Annotated in this window: 17 protein-coding genes and 1 pseudogene; 11 read left to right on the top strand and 7 right to left on the bottom strand. The window is 34.5% G+C overall.

The features are described from left to right. Positions 1-16 precede the first annotated feature (16 nt). The 4 genes from C1N55_RS15400 to C1N55_RS15385 all read left to right on the top strand — a co-directional run bounded on the left by C1N55_RS15400 (position 17) and on the right by C1N55_RS15385 (position 3,152). Positions 17-799, top strand: a complete 783-nt coding sequence (locus tag C1N55_RS15400; protein ID WP_137729626.1) for an SDR family oxidoreductase — start codon at positions 17-19, stop codon at positions 797-799. A gap of 152 nt (positions 800-951) precedes the next feature. After that, the gene (locus tag C1N55_RS21040) at positions 952-1,635 is read left to right on the top strand and encodes an accessory gene regulator ArgB-like protein (RefSeq protein ID WP_137729625.1); all 684 of its coding nucleotides are present in this window, start codon (positions 952-954) and stop codon (positions 1,633-1,635) included. Beyond that, the gene (locus tag C1N55_RS15390) at positions 1,632-1,820 is read left to right on the top strand and encodes a hypothetical protein (RefSeq protein ID WP_137729624.1); all 189 of its coding nucleotides are present in this window, start codon (positions 1,632-1,634) and stop codon (positions 1,818-1,820) included. The genes C1N55_RS21040 and C1N55_RS15390 overlap by 4 nt, the downstream gene beginning before the upstream one ends. A gap of 18 nt (positions 1,821-1,838) precedes the next feature. Continuing rightward, entirely contained in the window at positions 1,839-3,152 is a 1,314-nt protein-coding gene (locus tag C1N55_RS15385; RefSeq protein WP_137729623.1) for a sensor histidine kinase, read from the top strand. A 79-nt stretch (positions 3,153-3,231) separates the two neighbouring features. Here C1N55_RS15385 and C1N55_RS15380 read toward each other — a convergent pair whose 3' ends face one another. The 6 genes from C1N55_RS15380 to C1N55_RS15355 form a co-directional block, all read right to left on the bottom strand. After that, positions 3,232-4,095 carry an IS3 family transposase gene (locus C1N55_RS15380; protein WP_137728178.1) on the bottom strand — a complete coding sequence of 288 codons (864 nt, stop codon included), beginning with the start codon at positions 4,093-4,095 and terminating at the stop codon, positions 3,232-3,234. Further along, positions 4,059-4,616, bottom strand: coding sequence for a helix-turn-helix domain-containing protein (locus C1N55_RS15375; protein ID WP_137728177.1), 558 nt, complete (start codon positions 4,614-4,616; stop codon positions 4,059-4,061). The genes C1N55_RS15380 and C1N55_RS15375 overlap by 37 nt, the downstream gene beginning before the upstream one ends. 81 nt (positions 4,617-4,697) lie before the next feature. Continuing rightward, positions 4,698-6,271 (bottom strand): IS3 family transposase gene (locus tag C1N55_RS15370; RefSeq protein ID WP_137729259.1). Its coding sequence is split into 2 segments (ribosomal slippage): positions 4,698-5,632 and positions 5,632-6,271, totalling 1,575 coding nucleotides; the frame shifts between segments, so codons are not numbered across the junction. 127 nt (positions 6,272-6,398) lie between these two features. Then, complete coding sequence (locus tag C1N55_RS15365) at positions 6,399-7,514, bottom strand: Ger(x)C family spore germination protein (RefSeq protein WP_137729622.1); 1,116 nt, start codon at positions 7,512-7,514, stop codon at positions 6,399-6,401. Next, positions 7,511-8,602: a GerAB/ArcD/ProY family transporter gene (locus C1N55_RS15360; RefSeq protein WP_137729621.1), complete on the bottom strand. Its 1,092-nt coding sequence runs from the start codon at positions 8,600-8,602 to the stop codon at positions 7,511-7,513. The genes C1N55_RS15365 and C1N55_RS15360 overlap by 4 nt, the downstream gene beginning before the upstream one ends. Further along, a complete protein-coding gene (locus tag C1N55_RS15355; RefSeq protein WP_240758313.1) occupies positions 8,599-10,071 on the bottom strand; it encodes a spore germination protein in 1,473 nt (490 codons plus the stop codon). Before C1N55_RS15355 ends, C1N55_RS15360 begins: the two co-directional genes overlap by 4 nt. A 445-nt stretch (positions 10,072-10,516) precedes the next feature. Here C1N55_RS15355 and C1N55_RS15350 point away from each other — a divergent pair, with 445 nt between their 5' ends. The 4 genes from C1N55_RS15350 (at position 10,517) to pruA (ending at position 14,846) form a co-directional block, all read left to right on the top strand. Further along, on the top strand, positions 10,517-11,875 hold the full coding sequence (locus C1N55_RS15350; RefSeq protein ID WP_137729619.1) for a hypothetical protein: 1,359 nt from the start codon (positions 10,517-10,519) through the stop codon (positions 11,873-11,875). A 40-nt stretch (positions 11,876-11,915) separates the two neighbouring features. Continuing rightward, positions 11,916-12,227 carry a hypothetical protein gene (locus C1N55_RS15345; RefSeq protein WP_137729618.1) on the top strand — a complete coding sequence of 104 codons (312 nt, stop codon included), beginning with the start codon at positions 11,916-11,918 and terminating at the stop codon, positions 12,225-12,227. A 216-nt stretch (positions 12,228-12,443) separates the two neighbouring features. Further along, positions 12,444-12,602 carry a multidrug transporter gene (locus C1N55_RS15340; RefSeq protein WP_240758312.1) on the top strand — a complete coding sequence of 53 codons (159 nt, stop codon included), beginning with the start codon at positions 12,444-12,446 and terminating at the stop codon, positions 12,600-12,602. Between the two features lie 612 nt (positions 12,603-13,214). Beyond that, on the top strand, positions 13,215-14,846 hold the full coding sequence (gene pruA, locus C1N55_RS15335) for an L-glutamate gamma-semialdehyde dehydrogenase (protein WP_137729617.1): 1,632 nt from the start codon (positions 13,215-13,217) through the stop codon (positions 14,844-14,846). Positions 14,847-15,064: 218 nt separating this feature from the next. Here pruA and C1N55_RS15330 read toward each other — a convergent pair whose 3' ends face one another. Further along, a complete protein-coding gene (locus C1N55_RS15330; protein WP_137729616.1) occupies positions 15,065-16,438 on the bottom strand; it encodes an aminotransferase-like domain-containing protein in 1,374 nt (457 codons plus the stop codon). 163 nt (positions 16,439-16,601) lie between these two features. Between C1N55_RS15330 and C1N55_RS15325 the strand changes: the two genes are divergently transcribed. The 3 genes and pseudogenes from C1N55_RS15325 to C1N55_RS15315 form a co-directional block, all read left to right on the top strand. Further along, positions 16,602-17,477: a DMT family transporter gene (locus C1N55_RS15325; RefSeq protein ID WP_370452624.1), complete on the top strand. Its 876-nt coding sequence runs from the start codon at positions 16,602-16,604 to the stop codon at positions 17,475-17,477. A 205-nt stretch (positions 17,478-17,682) separates the two neighbouring features. After that, on the top strand, positions 17,683-18,000 hold the full coding sequence (locus tag C1N55_RS15320) for a PadR family transcriptional regulator (RefSeq protein WP_137729614.1): 318 nt from the start codon (positions 17,683-17,685) through the stop codon (positions 17,998-18,000). Continuing rightward, positions 17,987-18,307, top strand: a pseudogene (locus tag C1N55_RS15315) (DUF2812 domain-containing protein); the annotation flags it as partial. The gene C1N55_RS15320 and the pseudogene C1N55_RS15315, both read left to right, overlap by 14 nt. Positions 18,308-18,350 lie beyond the last annotated feature (43 nt).

The following is an 18,350-nucleotide window of genomic DNA, read 5'->3' as shown; positions in this document are numbered from 1 at the left end:
ACGGAGGAATTAGAAAATGAATCGTTTTGAAGAAAAAGTAGTAATTGTAACTGGTGCAGGATCTGGTCTTGGACAAGCAGCGACACTTCAATTAGCACAAGAGGGTGCTAAACTAGTTTTAGTAGACTTGAATGAAGTGGGTTTAAAAGAAACAGAAGAAAAAGTGTTGGCCATTTCGCCACAGGCTGAAGTATTATTAATTACAGCAAACGTAGCAGATGAAAATGCTGTAAAAGGTTTTGTTGATGCAACGGTTGAAAAGTTCGGTAAAATTGACGGCTTCTTTAACAACGCAGGTATCGAAGGAAAACAAAATTTAACAGAAGACTTTGGTATCGATGAGTTCCAAAAAGTGGTTTCCATCAACCTAAATGGTGTCTTCTACGGCATGAAATACGTATTAAAAGTAATGAAAGAACAAGGGTCAGGATCAATTGTAAATACAGCATCTGTTGGTGGTATTCGCGGTGTTGGAAATCAATCCGGCTATGCGGCATCCAAACATGGTGTTGTTGGATTAACTCGTAATTCAGCAATAGAATATGGACAATTTGGTGTTTCTATTAAAGCAATTGCACCAGGTGCCATAATGACGCCAATGGTAGAGGGCTCTTTACGTCAAATGGGTGGTGATAATTGGGAAGAGGTAGGGAAAGAATTCGTAAAACCAAACCCAATGCGCCGCTTCGGAAAACCAGAAGAGGTGGGTTACTTAGTTGCCTTCCTGCTTTCAAACCAAGCAGACTTCATTAATGGGGTTGTTGTGCCAATCGATGGCGGCCAATCCTATAAATATTAATCATTTTAATGCAATATGTAATAGTAAAGCAGGATGAATAATAGGCTGGGACATAGCTAGCTTCCTATAGTGAGAAAGGAGAAATTGAGTGTGCGCTCAATTTTCACCTTTCTCTTTTTTGTATTGTATTTTTTTATAAACAGACCATTAAAATGAAGTTCAATTTTCGGAAAAAAAAGATTATAATATTGAAAAATGCTAGAATATTTATAGGTCTAAAGGTTGTCATAAATCGTTATGAATACCTCAAGAATAGAAGGGAGGTCTATAGGATATATAGGCTAGAAAATATGCTGTTTACATGGTTGAATCAAGCAACATATAATGAGATTGAGAGAGAGAAATTGAAGTTTGGGATTCAAATGATAATATCAGAATCTAGTAAAACACTGATCATCTATTTGACAGCCTTCTTTTTGGATTGTGTCATTCCAACTCTAATTACCCATCTTACATTTTTCTTCTTAAGGCAAGTGTGCTTCGGCTATCACTTTAGGAACTTATATGTTTGTATTGGTTGGAGCCTTATATCTTTCCCTCTTGTAACAAGATATTTAGCTAATTTAGATTTGGATTTCTCAACAGCTGTTCACTTTTTTATCCTGGGTATTTTCTTGGTATCCATATACATCCTTGCCCCGCAAGGCACCGAAAATCAACCGATAATTAGTCAACAGCATCGACGTTATTTACGAAAAAAAATAACAGTTCGATTATGCCTCTTGGTTGTTATTTTTTTTATAACTCCTTCAGCAATAAAGATATTTATTACTTACGGTTTATTTCTAGAAACTCTAATGTTGCTATTACAACTATTAAAGGAGAGATTTAGATGAATAAAAAAGATGAAAAAGTAATGAATAAAAAAGGATTGATGCCGAAATTCTTAACTTCCAAGATATCGCAAGCAGTAATGTCAATAGGAGCATTGGCAACGGTTACTTCATGTTCTTTATTATTTCATGAGAAACAGGTACCTAATCAGTTGCTAAGTAATCACCCTTTTGCAAACAAAAAATAAAATGATTCGGAGTACAGGATGAAGCTGTTATTTTTAGTTATTGAGTTTAGCTTAATATTCTGGGCTATCACATTCACATCCCAAATAAAAGTTACAATCAAACGTGTTTTAGCATATATATTAATGATTATCTGTCCGACTACAATAAGTTTTCTTATTATTGGACAATGGGTAGGGATTATTTTCCTCATAGTTAGCTCATTTATCTATTTCTTTTGGCTTTCTAGAGGGGTTCTTACCCTTATACATATTTGTTTTGTCGTGATTTTAGGTGTGTTAACAGATAATCTAACTCAATTTGTGATGATGCCATTTCCCAATAATGTATTACCGGGAAATTTGGAACATTATTGTGTTTTCATTATCCTATTTATCGCAAGTATATTAATTTATCAAGTGTCGTCCAAAAAAATCTACCAGTTTTTTGGAGAAGAAAAACCAGCGTATGTTTTTGTTCTATTTCTTACTCTTCTCACGATGAGCACGTTTTATATTAATATCTATTTAACTGAATTTTTAACGAAAGATACGCTATTAAAATTTAATATCATTACGCAGTTAACCTATTTTGGAATTATGTGTTTTGTTTTGTATATAACAATTATGATTTTAAAGAAGCAAAACCATTTCAAAAAAGTAGAATTTGAAACGGCACAGTTTACTGATTATATGAATTCATTGGAATTAATCAATAACGACATGCAGAAATTCCGACATGATTATGCGAATATTTTATTTACAATGCAAGGTTATATGGAAATAAATGATTTTGAAGGGCTTAAGAAGTATTTCAAAAAGCATATATTCTCTGCGGAACAAGATACGTTAAAACGAAATCAACGACTTTCCAATCTGTCGAATTTACAGATTATGGGCATTAAGGGGCTTATCTTGACCAAGACTCTCCAAGCAGAAAAAGAGGGAATTGATGTTGAAATTGAAATTCCAGGTAGTATAGATGAAATATCAATGAATGTGATTGATATTTCAAGGATTTTAGGGATCTTTTTGGATAATGCGATTGAAGCGAATACTCAAGTTATTGAGCATAAAGAAATCAATATTGCGATTTATAAGAGCATGTCTGATTCCATAATTATTATTATCGAAAATACCCTTAACGATGATTCGCCAAAAGTCGAGCAACTATTCACAGATGGATTCTCAACAAAAGGTGAAAATCGTGGGAAAGGGTTAAGTACCGTTAAAAGTATCATAGATCAATATCCGAATGTCCTTTTAAATACTACTGTACATGACGGAGTATTCAGTCATGTTATTGAAGTTGCTTTCGTAGAAAAAGAGAAAGAATTAAATGTTTTAAGCGTGTAAAGAAAAAGAAAAATAACTATTAGTTATAAGAAGTAAACGGGACGCGATTGGTAGTGACCCCTTAAAGTTAGAGTTTTTATTATGCAGTTAATTGGCTGGCATGTTTTCGGTAATTTACCGGACTCATGCCGGCCAGTTTTTGTTTAATGCGATCGTTATTATAATAATTGATATACTTTTCTATTTTCTTTTGCAGTACTTCGTAAGAGATTAATTGTTCCCCATAATACATTTCCTGTTTTAGTATGCTGAAGAAGTTCTCCATGGCCGCATTGTCTGCGCATGTTGCTTTACGAGACATGCTTTGGAAAATCTTGTTCTGCCTTAATGTTTTTACCCACGTATTGTGTTGATAGTGCCACCCTTGATCGGAGTGAATCGTTGTCCGATATTCAGCACGCTTCTGAATGATTGGAAGTGATTTCTTAAGTGAATCTAACACAAAATCTAGGCTCGGCCGTTTTGACATACTAAACCCAATAATCTCACCGTTATATAAGTCCATGATCGGGCTTAAATATAATTTCTCATCATCTGTACATTTAAATTCGGTTACATCAGTCACCAATTTTTGAAGGGCATACGGTGTGCTGAATCTACGATTCAAAAGGTTTTTAGCGACTTTCCCAACCGTTCCTTTGTAGGATTTATAGCGTGATTTACGTACAAATTTTACACATTTTAACCCTAGGTTTTCCATAATTCGTTGTACCTTTTTATGATTAATTATGTGTCCTTGCACTCTTAATTCGGCATGAATTCGGCGGTAGCCGTATCGACCTTTATGTTTTTCGAAAGTCTCTAAAATCAAGGCTTTCCATTCTTCGTCTGGATCCTTTTGTCCCATCAGTTTTATATGATAATGATACGTCGCTTCTGGAATATCGACTTGTTTTAAAACATCTTTTAATCGGAATCCTTCTTGTTTAAGTTCGAAGGCGATGGCTGCTTGAGCTTTTCGAGAAAGGCATTTGGATTCTCTCGAAAAGCCTTCAACTTTTTTAAATACGCCACCTCTAAACGAAGCAGTTCATTTTCGCGTTCTAACTGCTCCTCACGTGACATTATTTTTTCTTGGTTCACTGTTGATTTTGGTTTCTTAGACATAGACGGGCGCCCCTTTGATTTTTTTTGCAGGCCCTCTATCCCTTCTTTTAAAAACCGATGATACCAACTGGCAACTAAAGTTGGATCATTCAAGTTAAAGTGAATCGCAGTATCCTGATAGGAAGCACCTGTTCGTTTCATAAAGTTTAATACATCTATTTTGAATTGAACAGAATAAAACTGCTTCGTTTTCTTAACGGATATGCCGTTACGCCCAAACTCTTTATAAGCACGTACCCATCTCCTTAATGGAGAATCAGCAATACCATACTTCTTCGCTATCGCTCGATATCCTAGAGAGCCGCTTAAATATTCTTGAACTACCATCAATTTAAATTCTTCACTATATTTAGTCATAAAAAATCACCCCAAAAGTTAGTTTTCTACTCTAACTGAAGTGCTCCCTGTCAAGTAGACAGGGTAAATAATAAAAATGGTTTATGCGGCTTGAGCTCTGTATTCTAAGGGGCTCAAGCCATTTAATTTTTCTTGGTAACGTTCATTGTTATAGAACGAAATGTATGTATCAATTGCTGTTTTTAATTCTTCATACGTCTCATATTTATGTAAATAGTACTTCTCTACTTTTAATGTGCCCCAAAATGCTTCAATGGGTCCGTTATCAATGCAACGCCCTACTCTTGACATGCTATGACGCATCTCAGCTGTTTCCATAATTTGTTTAAAATGTTTTGATGTATATTGATATCCACGATCACTATGTAATAAGGGAAACTCTTCGAGTTTCAAACTTTGAATTGCCGGTATAACGGTATTAAACACTAACTGATTATTATTAGAATGTCCTAATTTATAGCTCACAATTGACTTATCATATAGATCAATAATTGCACTTAAATACGCCTTTCTACCGTTACCATACTTAAATTCAGTCACATCTGTACACCATTTTTGATTTGGTTCTTTAGCTGTAAATTCACGTGCTAATAGATTTTCTGAAACATAATCTGGCTTAACCTTACGATATCGTTTTGATTTACGACGAATAACCGCTTCTATGCCACAAATCTGCATTAATCGGTAAATACGCTTCTTATTGAATTTTGTTAATCCTTCTTTTTCCCGTTGTCGATTAATTGTCATCGTTATGCGGCGATAACCATAGATCCCATCTACTTGTTTATATAAATTTTTAATCAATTCAACTAGCTTTTGATTTTCGACTTCTCGTTCTGAAAGTTGGCGATTTAACCATTTGTAATATGCTGCACGTGATACTGCAGCTATTTCGCACAGTAAAACAACAGCTAAGTTTTCTTTCTCTGCTATTTCTTGAATCGCCTTATAACGGCTTTGAATACGTATCTTACTTAACGACGCCTCCTTTCTATTTCCTCTAACTTTTTTAAGTATAGATTTTCTGCACGTAATCTTTCATTTTCTCGTTCTATCTGTTGAATTTTTAAACGATATTCATCTTCAAGTGTACGTTCTTCAACTGGTTTCGTTCGCCCACGGCGATCCATTAATGTTTGTTCGCCATTATCTTCAAATTTCTTCACCCATTGATAAACTTGTTGATAAGATACCTTGTATTTTACTGCTGTTTCTTGATAATTCTTTCCATTCGCTATGCAAGCTTTTGCGATTTCAATACGTTCTCCAACTGTCGTTTTTCTTCCTTTAGTCATAGGTTGGCTCATTCCTCTACCCGAATCTTTTAATTCACTATGACTAGTATACTTTTTAATCCAGTTCCTTAAAACGGTTGTACCAGAAAGTCTATATTTTCTCACTGTCTCTCTTAATGAAAGTCCTCCTGAAATATAATCTTGAACCGCAGCTAATTTTAATTCTCTAGGATAGTTATTATGATTTTTGAGCTTTTCGAGACCGTCTTCTCCAAAGAAATGATAATTACTTTGCCAATCTTTAATTGTTCTAGAATCAACTTTATATAATCTAGCGACTTCATTAAGTGTAAAGTAGCTATTATTATAAAAATTTAAAATCTCTAATTTTTCTTCTTTTGAAAAGTGATATTTTTTCATAAAAAAACTCCCAAATAGATTAAACAGATTTTATTTTTTCATCTGTCTACCTATTGGGGAGCATATCAAACTTTTGGGGTGCAGTACCATTCTTGAAAGGACTTTGCGCCCGTTTTTATTTTGCTCATTAATACACTGGTCCTGTTTTAATGATTTCTACATCTATTTTTGGATTAATTTTGATGTTTTTATATTCTTTCTTCCATTCAATCTCTTTCCACAACTCGGGATATGAGGCCGCTAATTCCCGTCCTATGCCAAATGCATCACAATTCGTTTCCAAGAGGCTCATACTTATTTGTTTTGCTTGTTCAGTTAGCTTAGAAGAAATTTCCTCATTTAGTTTATTTATATCTATTTTATCCTTTCTATCATGTACGTAACTATCGAAATCAATACTGACCTTTAGTTTTAGATTTAAATTATAGACAATTGCATTTGTATCAGAGTCAACTGCAAGTTTTATATCTCTTTTTACCTTATCCGCTTTTAAGGAGATATACCGATTCTTGTTGCCCTGTTCTAATTTAACAACTGTATTATTTTCTTTATTTAATTTTCCTAGTAATAGAAGTAACAGATTGCTTTCTTCTCTCGAAAAATTTACACCTGTATATTTATCACCATCAAATAGGGCTACACCACTGATTTCAGCTACATTCGATTCATTTATTTTCAGATAAGGTATAATAGGATCCATTCCAGAATCGACCACTTTTGTCCAAGTCGTGAAGATTGTTTCTTTAGGAATGAGCGTAGCTTCTTCACCACTTTTTAACTCATTTAAAATTTCAAATGCGATTGGACTTTTCCCAGGTTCTAATGACAATAGTGCATTGGCTTTACCTTCAGTAATGATAAATTTTGATGCCATATAAGACTCCTCATCTCCATAGAAAAATTCGAGAAAAGGTAATACACCTTGTTTGGCTAAATCTGCACCAATCAAAATAACGTGTGCTTTACTTGCATCAATCTGTCCGCCAGTCTTACTATTTAAATCGATCGCAATTCCTGCAAGTGCTGGTCTTTTAGCAGTTACCAATTCGTCATTTATCTCAAATTGAGCTGTACCTTTCTTTTGGATATCCAGCGCCCTAACAGTACCTAATATTTGATTATCCTCAGTTAAATCGAAGCTTATACCATTTACCAACCTTTTATTCGTTAAGGGAGATTGATCCCAACAACCTGTTAGAAGTAAAACCAGAAAACAAACTAAAATTAGGTTGCATTTTTTCAATCTTCTGCACTCCCCACACGTTTATTTAACAGAATCGCAAAAAACAATAGGATTGTTGGTATCGCAAAAACAATTACATAGCTTAAATAGGAGACATAGTTGCTAAACGTTTCAATTGTTTCATATTCTAAAGGAATTAAAGAAAGGCATAAGATGAGTAAGCCACTTATTACTACGCTTCTTTTATAAGTACTTTCGTTATTTATGCTTTTCGCAGCTAAAAATAAATAAGCAATAACAGATGTTGTCATGGGTACTGCCCAAATGGATAAGAAAATTAAGTCTACTCGATCTAACATTTGAAAGGATAATCCTCTGAACAAGTATAGAACGGGTTCTCTGATCTGCTCTATCTGAGTTGTGCTGAAACTTATTAGACTAATTAGAAGAAAATATGCATAGAGCAAGGTAATAAAAATATTTGCGAAAGAAATTGTTTTTAGAATACCTTTTCCTTTTTGAATGATGTACGGAAAAATAATGAGAAGTCCTTCAAAACCAAGCATTGAAATAAGGGATTCTTTACTACCGTGTAAAATATTTTTTAATCCTGAATCACCAATAGGTAAAATATTTTGGAACTCTGTTGGTAAAGTGAAGGTCAGTACTGAAAGAAATAAGATAAATAGTATAAAGACTGATGCTAAAACAAAAAATCTTGCAATAATTCTCAAGTCGCTAACAACTAAGTAAACACTTGAAGAAATAATGAGAATGGCGATTACCCATCTTGGTGTTGAAGGCAATAAACCAGCATTTATTAAATTAACAAATAATAGAACAGCTAACCCTGCTGTTAAAATAAAATAAACGTATATAACAAAATTCGTTAATCTTCCAAAAAACTTCCCGAAAACTTCCTTTGTAATTTGTGTATATATATATCCTGGGAAACGTTTTGATAAAGACCAATAGATGAATAAGATCAGTTGAATTCCTAATCCAGCTAGCATGATGGATATCAATCCATCACTTTGTGCGTTAGTTTCAACTAGATTAGGTAACGATAAAAGCCCTATACCCAATTGAGATTGTACAAGAAAAAAGAACAGCTGAAAATTTGAGATGAATTTTGGGTTAGAATTCATTTTCTCCTCCAAGCTCTAGTTAAACGTTGTTGAATTACCTTTTTAGGTTTTGCATCTGTCGGTCTTTTAGTAAATTTCCATATGGGAAGTCTAATAAATGCATCTTTTAATCCATCTTTATTTAAAGGCGCTAAAGGATAAAAGTATGGTGTACCAAAGGCCTCTAATTTACATAGGTGCATTAAAATAACCATAAGTGTAATAATAATACCGAAAAATCCAAACAAAGATGCTGCAATCATTGTAGGTAAGCCCATCAACCTTACACTAGTCCCCATTTCGTTGATGGGGGATACAAATGAAGCAACTGCTGTAAATCCAATGATTACAATCATCGTATTTGAAACTAAATTTGCTTCTACGACTGCTGTGCCAATGACAAGTCCACCTACGATTCCAATTGTTTGAGCAATAGGAGTTGGCAAACGAATGGAAGCCTCTTTTAATAATTCTAATACGATTTGCATCAATAGTGCTTCGACCAGTGGTATAAATGGGACATATTCCAATGAGACTCTTACCGAGTAAAGAATTCCAATCGGAAGTACTTCGGAATGATAGGAAACAATAGCAATATAGATCGCTGGTAAGCTAATGGCTATAAAGAAGCTACAAACTCGAAGTAACCGGTAGAACGATCCAACTAACCATCTGGTATTATAGTCATCAGGTGTTTGATATAGTGTGAAGAAATTAATGGGAATAACTAGTATTCTAGGGCTACCATCAACAATTAAACTGATTTTTCCCTCAGTTAAATAGGAAACAGCCCGATCTGGTCTCTCTGTTCTCAACATTTGAGGAAATGGCGAGTACGGATGATCTTCAATCAATTCTTCTAAAGTCCCGGATGAATGCAGGGTATCAATATCTATCGAATTGATTCTTGTCTCTACTTCTTTAAGTAGTTCTTTATTGGCAAGGTTTTCTATATAAATTAAACCTATTTTTGTATTTGTAATATCACCGATTCTAAAATATTTCACCTTTAAATCTTGACTTTTTATCCTCTTCCTAATTAAGAGGACATTTGTGCCTAAACTCTCAACAAATCCGTCATGGGGTCCGTTAATTATTTTCTCATCTTCAGGCTCAGTAATAGACCTTCCACTATCTTCGCTTATATTAGCCAGGATAGCTTTACTATTATTTTCTAGAAGAACTATGCAGTAGCCATTTAACAATTCCTCACCAATGATTGATATCCGATTCGTCGTTTTCGTTTCATACGTTCTTAAAACATATTCCAAATCAGTTTGTTGATCTTCAATTAAAGGTTCTATAACAGAAAACTGAAGAAATTCCTTTTTTACAAGGCCATCTATGTAGAGAATCACACCACTTTTATCACTGAATCTTATCTCTCGCTTTATCAAATCTTCTGTATGATGAAAGTAATTCATGATAATCCTTATATTATTTTCTAAGTTAGTACCAAGTATATTTTCTTTTTCGAGAGCAGGATTCACAATATCACACCTCATGTCATGAATTAATATTATGATTCCAATTTCAAGTGAAATTATTCAAATTGAGAAGATTTGTAGGGGGATTTTTGAAAGGTAAAGCTAATAGTTTGATACAAAATTAATAACATGAAAGATTTAAGAATTTGCAAATTTTGTAAATGATTTGCCAAAGGATACCCATCCGAATCAAGGCTCCACAAGCATTTTGCTTGGGGATTTTTTTATTTCTATTATTTTATTTAATCTATTAATAAGTTAATTTGAGAGTATTAATTAAATCGTTCTGGTAATTGAAAGCACTATATAATCTTTTCCTCAACTTCTGCAATGGACATCTGCACAGCTCCTTCTACTTCTATCACATAAAATATTCCATGTATAGCATTGTATTCACATACATTTTAAAACTACCTGCGTTAGGGGTTTTAGAAAGGAGGAATCAGCTTTGTCTTACAAAAAACCATGCGATGATGAAAATTCTTTTTTATGCAATTGTAGTAATTGTCGAAAGCACCCTAAAGAAAAATGTAATAAGAGTATAAAAAAATGCCCTAATAATGACAAAGTATTAAAGCAATGTAATCTTCAAGAAGGAGCTGAACAAGAAAATAATCAAGAGCAAAAGGTTGTACAGGTTCCTATTCAGGAGGGTCCCGAACTAGATAGTAGTCAGGACCAGAGTGGCAATATCATGGGGCCAGAGCAAAAGAATGAACAAGAACAGTTAACCGCTCAAATCCCGATTCAAGACGGCTCGGAACAGACCAATGACCAAGACCAGATAACGGCTCAAGTACCGATTCAAGATGGTGGGGAGCAGGAAATAGACCAAATTCAACTGGCGACTCAAGATGGGACTGAGCAAGAGTTAGAACTAGAACATATCTCGGCACAAATTCCTATCCAAGAAGGTTCTACACTCGATAATCAACAAAATACAACCCAAACGCCAACCCAAGAAGGGCCCATTTTAGCTCAAGCCCAAATTCAAGATCAAAATCAAGAAGAAGACCAATTTCAATTGATGGGTGATCAAACTCAAGAGCAAGGCATGCAATTCATTGAGGGACATACAAATGAGTCTCCACTGGAGAACAATCAAATAATTGAAACCTCAGTCAGTGGTGTAACAGTCAATACCACGCTTAATGTAAAGTGCGGTTGTTCAGTGGATGATGACAAAGAAAGCAAAGATTGCAAGTGCAGGGATAAGAATAAAAGGGATTGTAAAAAATGCATCGACTTAAAGGATTGCTGTGTAAAAGACCTTGCTAGATTACTAAATCAGGTACGACTTGCACAAAGCGAAGTGGAGAATCCATTAAACCAAGGGATTGATATCTACTTCAATGGATTAATTGGATTAGGTAATCCAACTACAGATCAATTACTCACCATTGTTAATAACTGTGATACCGTGACATTTCGTCCTGTAACAGAAACAACACCTTTGTCTACGATTCTCATTAAGAATGTATCAGGGATTCGGGCAACAGATAATATTGATTCTGATGATGATATCTTTGACTTTTTACTATCCTTAGCGAGGACTTGCTTCAATGATGATTTTGATTGCAATAAGAGGAAAAATTGCTGTGAAGGTGAAATCCTAAGTAACTTGAGAGCAGCACAAACATTTGGATTAGGAGTAAATCTTCTCGTTAAAGGTTTGCCGAATGCTATTTCGAATTTATTTGTGTTTAACATTTGTGGCTGCGTTGCTTTTTTCGTGAATAACTTAACCGCTCCCACTGTTATCTATGCATTTTCAGTATGTGACATCAGTGGTTACACGGTTTCGTAATTATCATAAGTAAAACAATAAGACAAGGAGGGGTGAAAAAATGGAAAATAGGAAAAATCACTCATTTTCATTTTCATCGAATGTGACAAGAAATAATTCTACTGAGAATATATCGGTTAATGATACCCAACTGCAAGGTGAGGTATACGAATCTATTAAAACTTCTTTGGAAGAATTAAAGACTAATCTGAAGCAGCAAAAAGAGGGGTTTAAATCTTTGATTCAGCAAACTATTTTGAATCAAAAAGAAATTATCAGGGCAGCTTCACATAATTTAGAAGAAACAATCGAGAATTCCTCTGAGCAAATACAAACATCATTGGAAAAAGCACAAGAGGATACTGAACAATAATTTTTTTATTAAAAAGAATACTACTAGGCGCCTTAATTTAAGATATAAATATTCTGAATGAGGCACAAGGTAAATGTGTGCATTAGTTTCTATTAGAATAAAATTGTATAGCAGTTTATTATATTTCCAAATGTTAGTAATTGTCATCCAATTTTAATATAAAGCTCGTCTTCTATCGTTTATAATAGAATAAAGTCATATTAGAGGGGGATTAAAATGGATATTGAAAAGAATAAGCCATCCGAACCTCACTTGGATGAAAACCTAATAAATAATCAGGAAACAAACGATAATGAACTGCCTCTAACCCTAAAGGAAACAATAGCTAAAAATAAAAAAATAATAGAGAAAAATCGACAAATTCTAAGGAAATAATTTTCATCCCTTTTAATTTAGTGATGGTTTTGAAAAACAAGGAAGAGAATAATCATTTCTCCTTCCGATTGGGCGCTTTTCTTGTAAAAATAAGGGAAGTGCTTTTTTCATTGGGGCCATTTTGTGAGTAAATACCATTTACAGCATCAACTAAAAGTTAGGAATCCAATATATTACGAACTCTACGACGTATTTGGAAAATTTAGGGCTGAAAAAGTTTGCTTGGCTCTATATAAAGTAAGCGATTTTCGTGCTACTATAGAAAATGGAATTCAAAGGTGATCGCAGAACTAGTGAAACCATAATATTCCACAGAACCGTTTCTACTTTATAGTGGCCATCAAGTAAGTAATACTGCCCTGGCGATTAAAAGTGCAGTCTTTTTCACGGTATCTATTATTCGACAGAATTGGACAAACAAAATGTTTTATAAAATATTTTCATGATACTAAATTATGATAGTTATTATAGAAGCAAGTAGTAGTGGTTCGTATTCAAAGGGGCAAAAAACTAGTAACATATGGAATAAGTATTTTATAATTTGTCGAATGTGATAAGATTGTTTAGAATAATAAGAGAAAGCTATTTACCATAGGAAGGAAAGTGAAAATAATGAGTAACGGAATTTTCAAAATACCAACACCTAAAAATGAGCCAGGCAATACATATGCGCCAGGTACAAAAGAAAGAGAAACATTAAAAGCGGAATTAAAACGCCAATCCGAATTAGTAGTAGAGATCCCGGTTATTATTAACGGTCAAAATATTAAAACTGATACAGTAAAGCAAGTAGTTATGCCACATGATCACCAACATGTTCTAGCAAACTACTCAGAAGCTGGTGAGAAAGAATTACGTGATGCTGTCGAAGCTGCTATGGCTGCGAAAGAATCATGGGCAAATATGCCATGGGAACACCGTGCAGCTATTTTCTTAAAAGCTGCTGATCTAATCTCTGGTCCATACCGTGATGTGATGAATGCTGCAACGATGTTAGGACAATCTAAAACAGCTATCCAGACTGAAATTGATGCTGCACAAGAATTAATAGATTTCTTACGTTTCGGTGTAGATTATGCAAATCAGATTTATCAAATCCAGCCTGACAGCATGAAGAATGTATGGAATCGTCTTGATTACCGTCCATTAGATGGTTTCGTATTAGCGATTTCTCCATTCAACTTCACTGCAATTGGTGGGAACCTACCAGCAGCTCCTGCAATGATGGGGAACGTAGTTGTTTGGAAACCAGCAACAACTTCTATTCTAGCAAACTACTACTTCATGCGTATTTTAGAAGAAGCAGGATTACCAAAAGGTGTCATCAACTTTGTACCTTCTCGTGGATCACAAGTTTCTGAAGTAGTATTAACAGACGCTCGTATGTCCGGATTCCACTTCACAGGTTCTACAGCTACATTCCAAACAATTTGGAAAACAGTAGGGGAGAACATTGCAAACTATCAATCATATCCTCGTCTAGTTGGGGAAACAGGTGGGAAAGACTTCGTATTTGCTCACGAAACTGCACAAGCTGACAAAGTAATAGCTGCCCTTGTTCGTGGAGCATTTGAATACCAAGGTCAAAAATGTTCTGCAGCTTCACGTGCTTACATTCCACAAAGCCTGTGGGAAGAAGTAAAGAACGGTTTAGTTGAAGAAACTGCTAAGCTTAAAGTTGGGGATGTACGCGACTTCCGTAATTTCATGGGAGCAGTAATCGATAAGCCTGCGTTTGATTCAATTACAAGCTATATCGACTATGCAGCAGCTTCTGAAGAAGCAGAAATTATTGCAGGTGGTACTTACGATGATTCAGTTGGATATTTCGTTCAACCAACAATTATTGTAACAACAAATCCAAACTTTAAAACGATGACAGAAGAAATCTTTGGACCTGTGTTAACAATCTATGTATATGAAAATGATCAATTAGAAGAAACATTAGAAGCGGTTGATACAGCGTCTATGTATGCATTAACAGGTGCTATTTTTGCACAAGATCGCCAAGCGATTCTTCACTTAGAAAATCGCTTATCAGGTGCAGCTGGAAACTTCTATATCAATGACAAACCAACTGGTGCAATGATTAACCAACAACCATTTGGTGGTTCTCGTGGTTCTGGTACAAACGATAAAGCAGGTTCTGTATTTAACATGATTCGTTGGACAACTCCGCGTGTCATCAAAGAAAACTTTGCGCCAACTACAGATATTGCTTATCCATTTATGGATGAAGAATAATTATTAACATAAAAAGAGGTTGAAGTAATTTCAACCTCTTTTTAATATGGTTTCTTTTGGGATATCAAAATCCCAATCTCTTTTTCGTCTTGGCTAAGTCAATGTAAGTAAAGTCGATTCCTCATGTACGATTAAGGAATCGACTTTTTTAGTTTATCTTAATTGTGGTCTTCCTTAGTAATTTGTGAGTTACGATGCAGCAACAATGTTCTATTACTTTAATGATAGGATTTAAACGAAAGTGGATTGTATTTCTTTTTTTCACACATATCGATGATAAAAGTAGCTAATTTTTCAATACCGAGATGGATTTTATTTTCATTTACTTGTGAAATGCTTAGTCGAATGGCTTTCTGTTTGTTTCCGGCTAAGTACATTCTTGAAGCATTGTCTACGTAAATATGTTTTTCTTGAAGCAGGTAAATCAATTTATCGACATCTATATGTGAAGGTAAAAAAATCGTGAGATAAAAACCGCTCTTTGGTTTTGTAAATTGTACATAATTTGGTAAATATAATGAACAAGCTTCTACTAATGTACTCATTTTTTTAATGTACAATTTTTTTACACTCTCTAAATGGTATTGGAACATCCCATTTTTTAGATAGATTTCTAAGGCTCCTTGTGAAAGTGGCGATGTATTAAAATCAGCACTAAATTTATAGTGAATGAAGGCGGGAACCATTTTTTCAGGCATCACAACAGTAGCAATACGTAGCCCAGGCAAAAATACTTTCGAAAAACTCTTAACATAAATGACTCTTCCGTTGGGTTCATAAGCAAATAAAGGGTCTGCTTTTGAAGCTGTATCTAATTCTGCTAAGTAATCATCCTCAACAATATAGACATCGTATTTTTCTGCAAGAGCCACAATTTTTTTCTTTTCTTCATTAGTGTATTGATGTCCTAATGGATTATGGCATCTTGGAATTATGTAAAAGAACTTAATATCATTGGTACGAAACAAATTTTCAAGTCTTTCAAAATCAATCCCCTCCATTGTTAATTCAATTCCTAATGTTGTAATTTGATTTAACTGTAAAGAGTCTATCATACCGAAGTAAGTAGGTTGCTCTATTAATATCTTCTTTTTACCGTTTGGAAATGACATGACAGATAGAATATGAAGTGCTTGTTGTGATCCGGAAGTAATGATAAGACGATCAGGAGTTGTGAATACTTGTAAATACTGTAAATACTTCGTTAGTTCCTTTCGTAAAGAAATAAGGCCCTGTTGGTCACTATAAGTAAATAATTGCTCTTTATAATGGTCAATCGCCTGGTTGATGCAATGCTGAAAGTCTTCATAGGGCAGGATTTCTCTATCTGGACCAGCAGATAAAAAATCAATAACCAATTCATGGTGAATAGATATTTGATAATTATCTACTACGTAATAGCCACTTTTGGGCTTGGCATAGACAATATGCTGTTTTTCCAATTCAAGTAATGCCTTCACCACCGTATTTTTACTACATTGAAATTGTTCAGCAAGCAGCCGAATCGATGGTAATTTATCTCCTGTCTTTAACTTCTCCTCCTCAATTTGTTGTTTCACCCATTCTAAAATACCATTATATTTCGTTGTCATATATATTCTCCTTAGTGATCTGTACCATGACAGATGAGGAATTCTCTTGTTTAAAAAAGAGTGGCTATTCTTTACAATCATGTTTAATTAGTTTAATTCTTTTAATTATGATTATGAGATAGTTTTTTATTCCTGTGAAGGGGGAATCTATTTGGACAATACTATGAAAAGAGGCATGCTACTAGGTTTTATCGGCATAGTTTGCTTTAGCCTTACATTACCAGCTACAAGCGTAGCTGTCCCTTATTTTGGTGAGACAATTGTCGGGTTAGGTAGGACAGTTATTGCTGCAATAATCGTAAGTATCCTTTTTATCATAAAAAAGGAAGCATTACCTAATAAAAGACAATTTGGAAGCTTAGTTATAGTTGCTGTAGGTGCGGTACTTGCTTTTCCGTTATTAACAACATATGCAATGCAATCATTGCCAGTATCTCATGGAGCAATAGAAGTGGCTTTACTACCACTTGCGACAGCTGGCTTTGCTTTATGGCGTGGTGGAGAGCGACCTTCGAAACGCTATTGGATTGCGAGTACAATAGGGGCTATATCAGTGCTTATCTATGCGGTATATTTAGGGTTAGGTCAATTACAGAAGGGAGACATTGCACTTATTGCAGCGATATTATTACTTGGATTAAGTTATGCAGAAGGTGGAAAACTATCAAAAAAACTAGGTAGTTGGCAAGTTATTGCTTGGGCTATTTTAATTGGAGCCCCGTTTTTTATAATTCCTGTTGGATTAAGTGTAACAGTGGAGATGTTTGAAGCACCTTTCAAAGCTTGGATCAGTTTGTTCTATTTAGGTGTTGTTAGCCAGTTTTTAGCGTATGTGGCTTGGTATGGTGGGATGTCTTTAGGAGGCATAGCAAGAGTTGGCCAGATTCAATATTTACAACCCTTTTTAATGATTGGATTTTCTGTATTATTTTTAGGAGAATCGATTACTTGGCTAACGCTTGTTTTAGCTATTATCGTTGTGATATGCGTCATAATTGGAAAAAATGCACCTGTCATTAACAAGGAATCACATCATTAGAGAGCCATTTAAATTGTATAAGACCACATTAAAAGTCGTTTTCCCTCACGAATGGAAAGCGACTTTTTAGATTGATTTTTCCTTGTATTTAGGGTTATTTTATCCCTTTGACAAATTTTAGAAAATATTATTGACTATTCAGTTGAACTGTATTATCTTATTATTAAGTTGAACTATATAGTCGAACTGAATAGAGGGTGAGGATATGAAACATAAATTATTACCGTTGTCTGAAACCATGCATTATATTTTATTGGCTTTGCGTGAGCCACTCCATGGCTATGCCGTAATGCAGGAGATAGAAAAGTTAAGTAACGGTACAGTTATTTTAGCAGCCGGGACATTATACGGTGCGATTGAAAACTTGAATAAGCATGGTTGGATTGAAGCAGTTGGAGAGTCAGGACGAAGGAAAGTATATAGGATAACTGCGGAAGGAAACGTCATTTTGAAAATGGAACAAAGTAGGTTATTGCACCTATTATCACTTTACGAAGGAAGTGAATCGAATGAAGAAATTTAAGATGTTTTTTGATATTGAAAAGGAAGAGCGATGGCTGAACGAGCAATTACAAAAAGGCTATCGCTGTACAAATATTAGTGGATTGGGCACATACTCTTTCGAAAAAACCGACAACAAAAATGTGATGCGACTGGATTATCAAGATTATTTATCAAATAATAAGCTCAATGAATACAAAGGGATATATGAAGACTTCGGTTGGAATAATATAAAAGGCTCCAGGCTTGGTGGAATTCAATATTGGCAAAAAGAAGATGACGAGCAAAATGAAATTTTCTCGGATCGCCAATCTAGAAGTAATTATTATAATGGTGAGCATTTCGAAACTGGATAAAAGAAGAGTGAAGCCT

The sequence above is a fragment of the Lysinibacillus sp. SGAir0095 genome (assembly GCF_005491425.1).
Taxonomy (GTDB): domain Bacteria; phylum Bacillota; class Bacilli; order Bacillales_A; family Planococcaceae; genus Ureibacillus.
The sequence above is the reverse complement of the archived record's forward strand: the minus strand, read 5'-3'. Positions and strand labels throughout refer to the sequence as shown.

Coding starts and splice junctions, on each gene's coding strand:
- C1N55_RS15400 (WP_137729626.1), top strand. CDS start 17: ATGAATCGTTTTGAAGAAAAAGTAGTAATTGTAACTGGTGCAGGATCT.
- C1N55_RS21040 (WP_137729625.1), top strand. CDS start 952: ATGAAGTTCAATTTTCGGAAAAAAAAGATTATAATATTGAAAAATGCT.
- C1N55_RS15390 (WP_137729624.1), top strand. CDS start 1,632: ATGAATAAAAAAGATGAAAAAGTAATGAATAAAAAAGGATTGATGCCG.
- C1N55_RS15385 (WP_137729623.1), top strand. CDS start 1,839: ATGAAGCTGTTATTTTTAGTTATTGAGTTTAGCTTAATATTCTGGGCT.
- C1N55_RS15375 (WP_137728177.1), bottom strand. CDS start 4,616: ATGACTAAATATAGTGAAGAATTTAAATTGATGGTAGTTCAAGAATAT.
- C1N55_RS15360 (WP_137729621.1), bottom strand. CDS start 8,602: ATGAATTCTAACCCAAAATTCATCTCAAATTTTCAGCTGTTCTTTTTT.
- C1N55_RS15345 (WP_137729618.1), top strand. CDS start 11,916: ATGGAAAATAGGAAAAATCACTCATTTTCATTTTCATCGAATGTGACA.
- C1N55_RS15340 (WP_240758312.1), top strand. CDS start 12,444: ATGGATATTGAAAAGAATAAGCCATCCGAACCTCACTTGGATGAAAAC.
- pruA (WP_137729617.1), top strand. CDS start 13,215: ATGAGTAACGGAATTTTCAAAATACCAACACCTAAAAATGAGCCAGGC.
- C1N55_RS15330 (WP_137729616.1), bottom strand. CDS start 16,438: ATGACAACGAAATATAATGGTATTTTAGAATGGGTGAAACAACAAATT.
- C1N55_RS15325 (WP_370452624.1), top strand. CDS start 16,602: ATGAAAAGAGGCATGCTACTAGGTTTTATCGGCATAGTTTGCTTTAGC.
- C1N55_RS15320 (WP_137729614.1), top strand. CDS start 17,683: ATGAAACATAAATTATTACCGTTGTCTGAAACCATGCATTATATTTTA.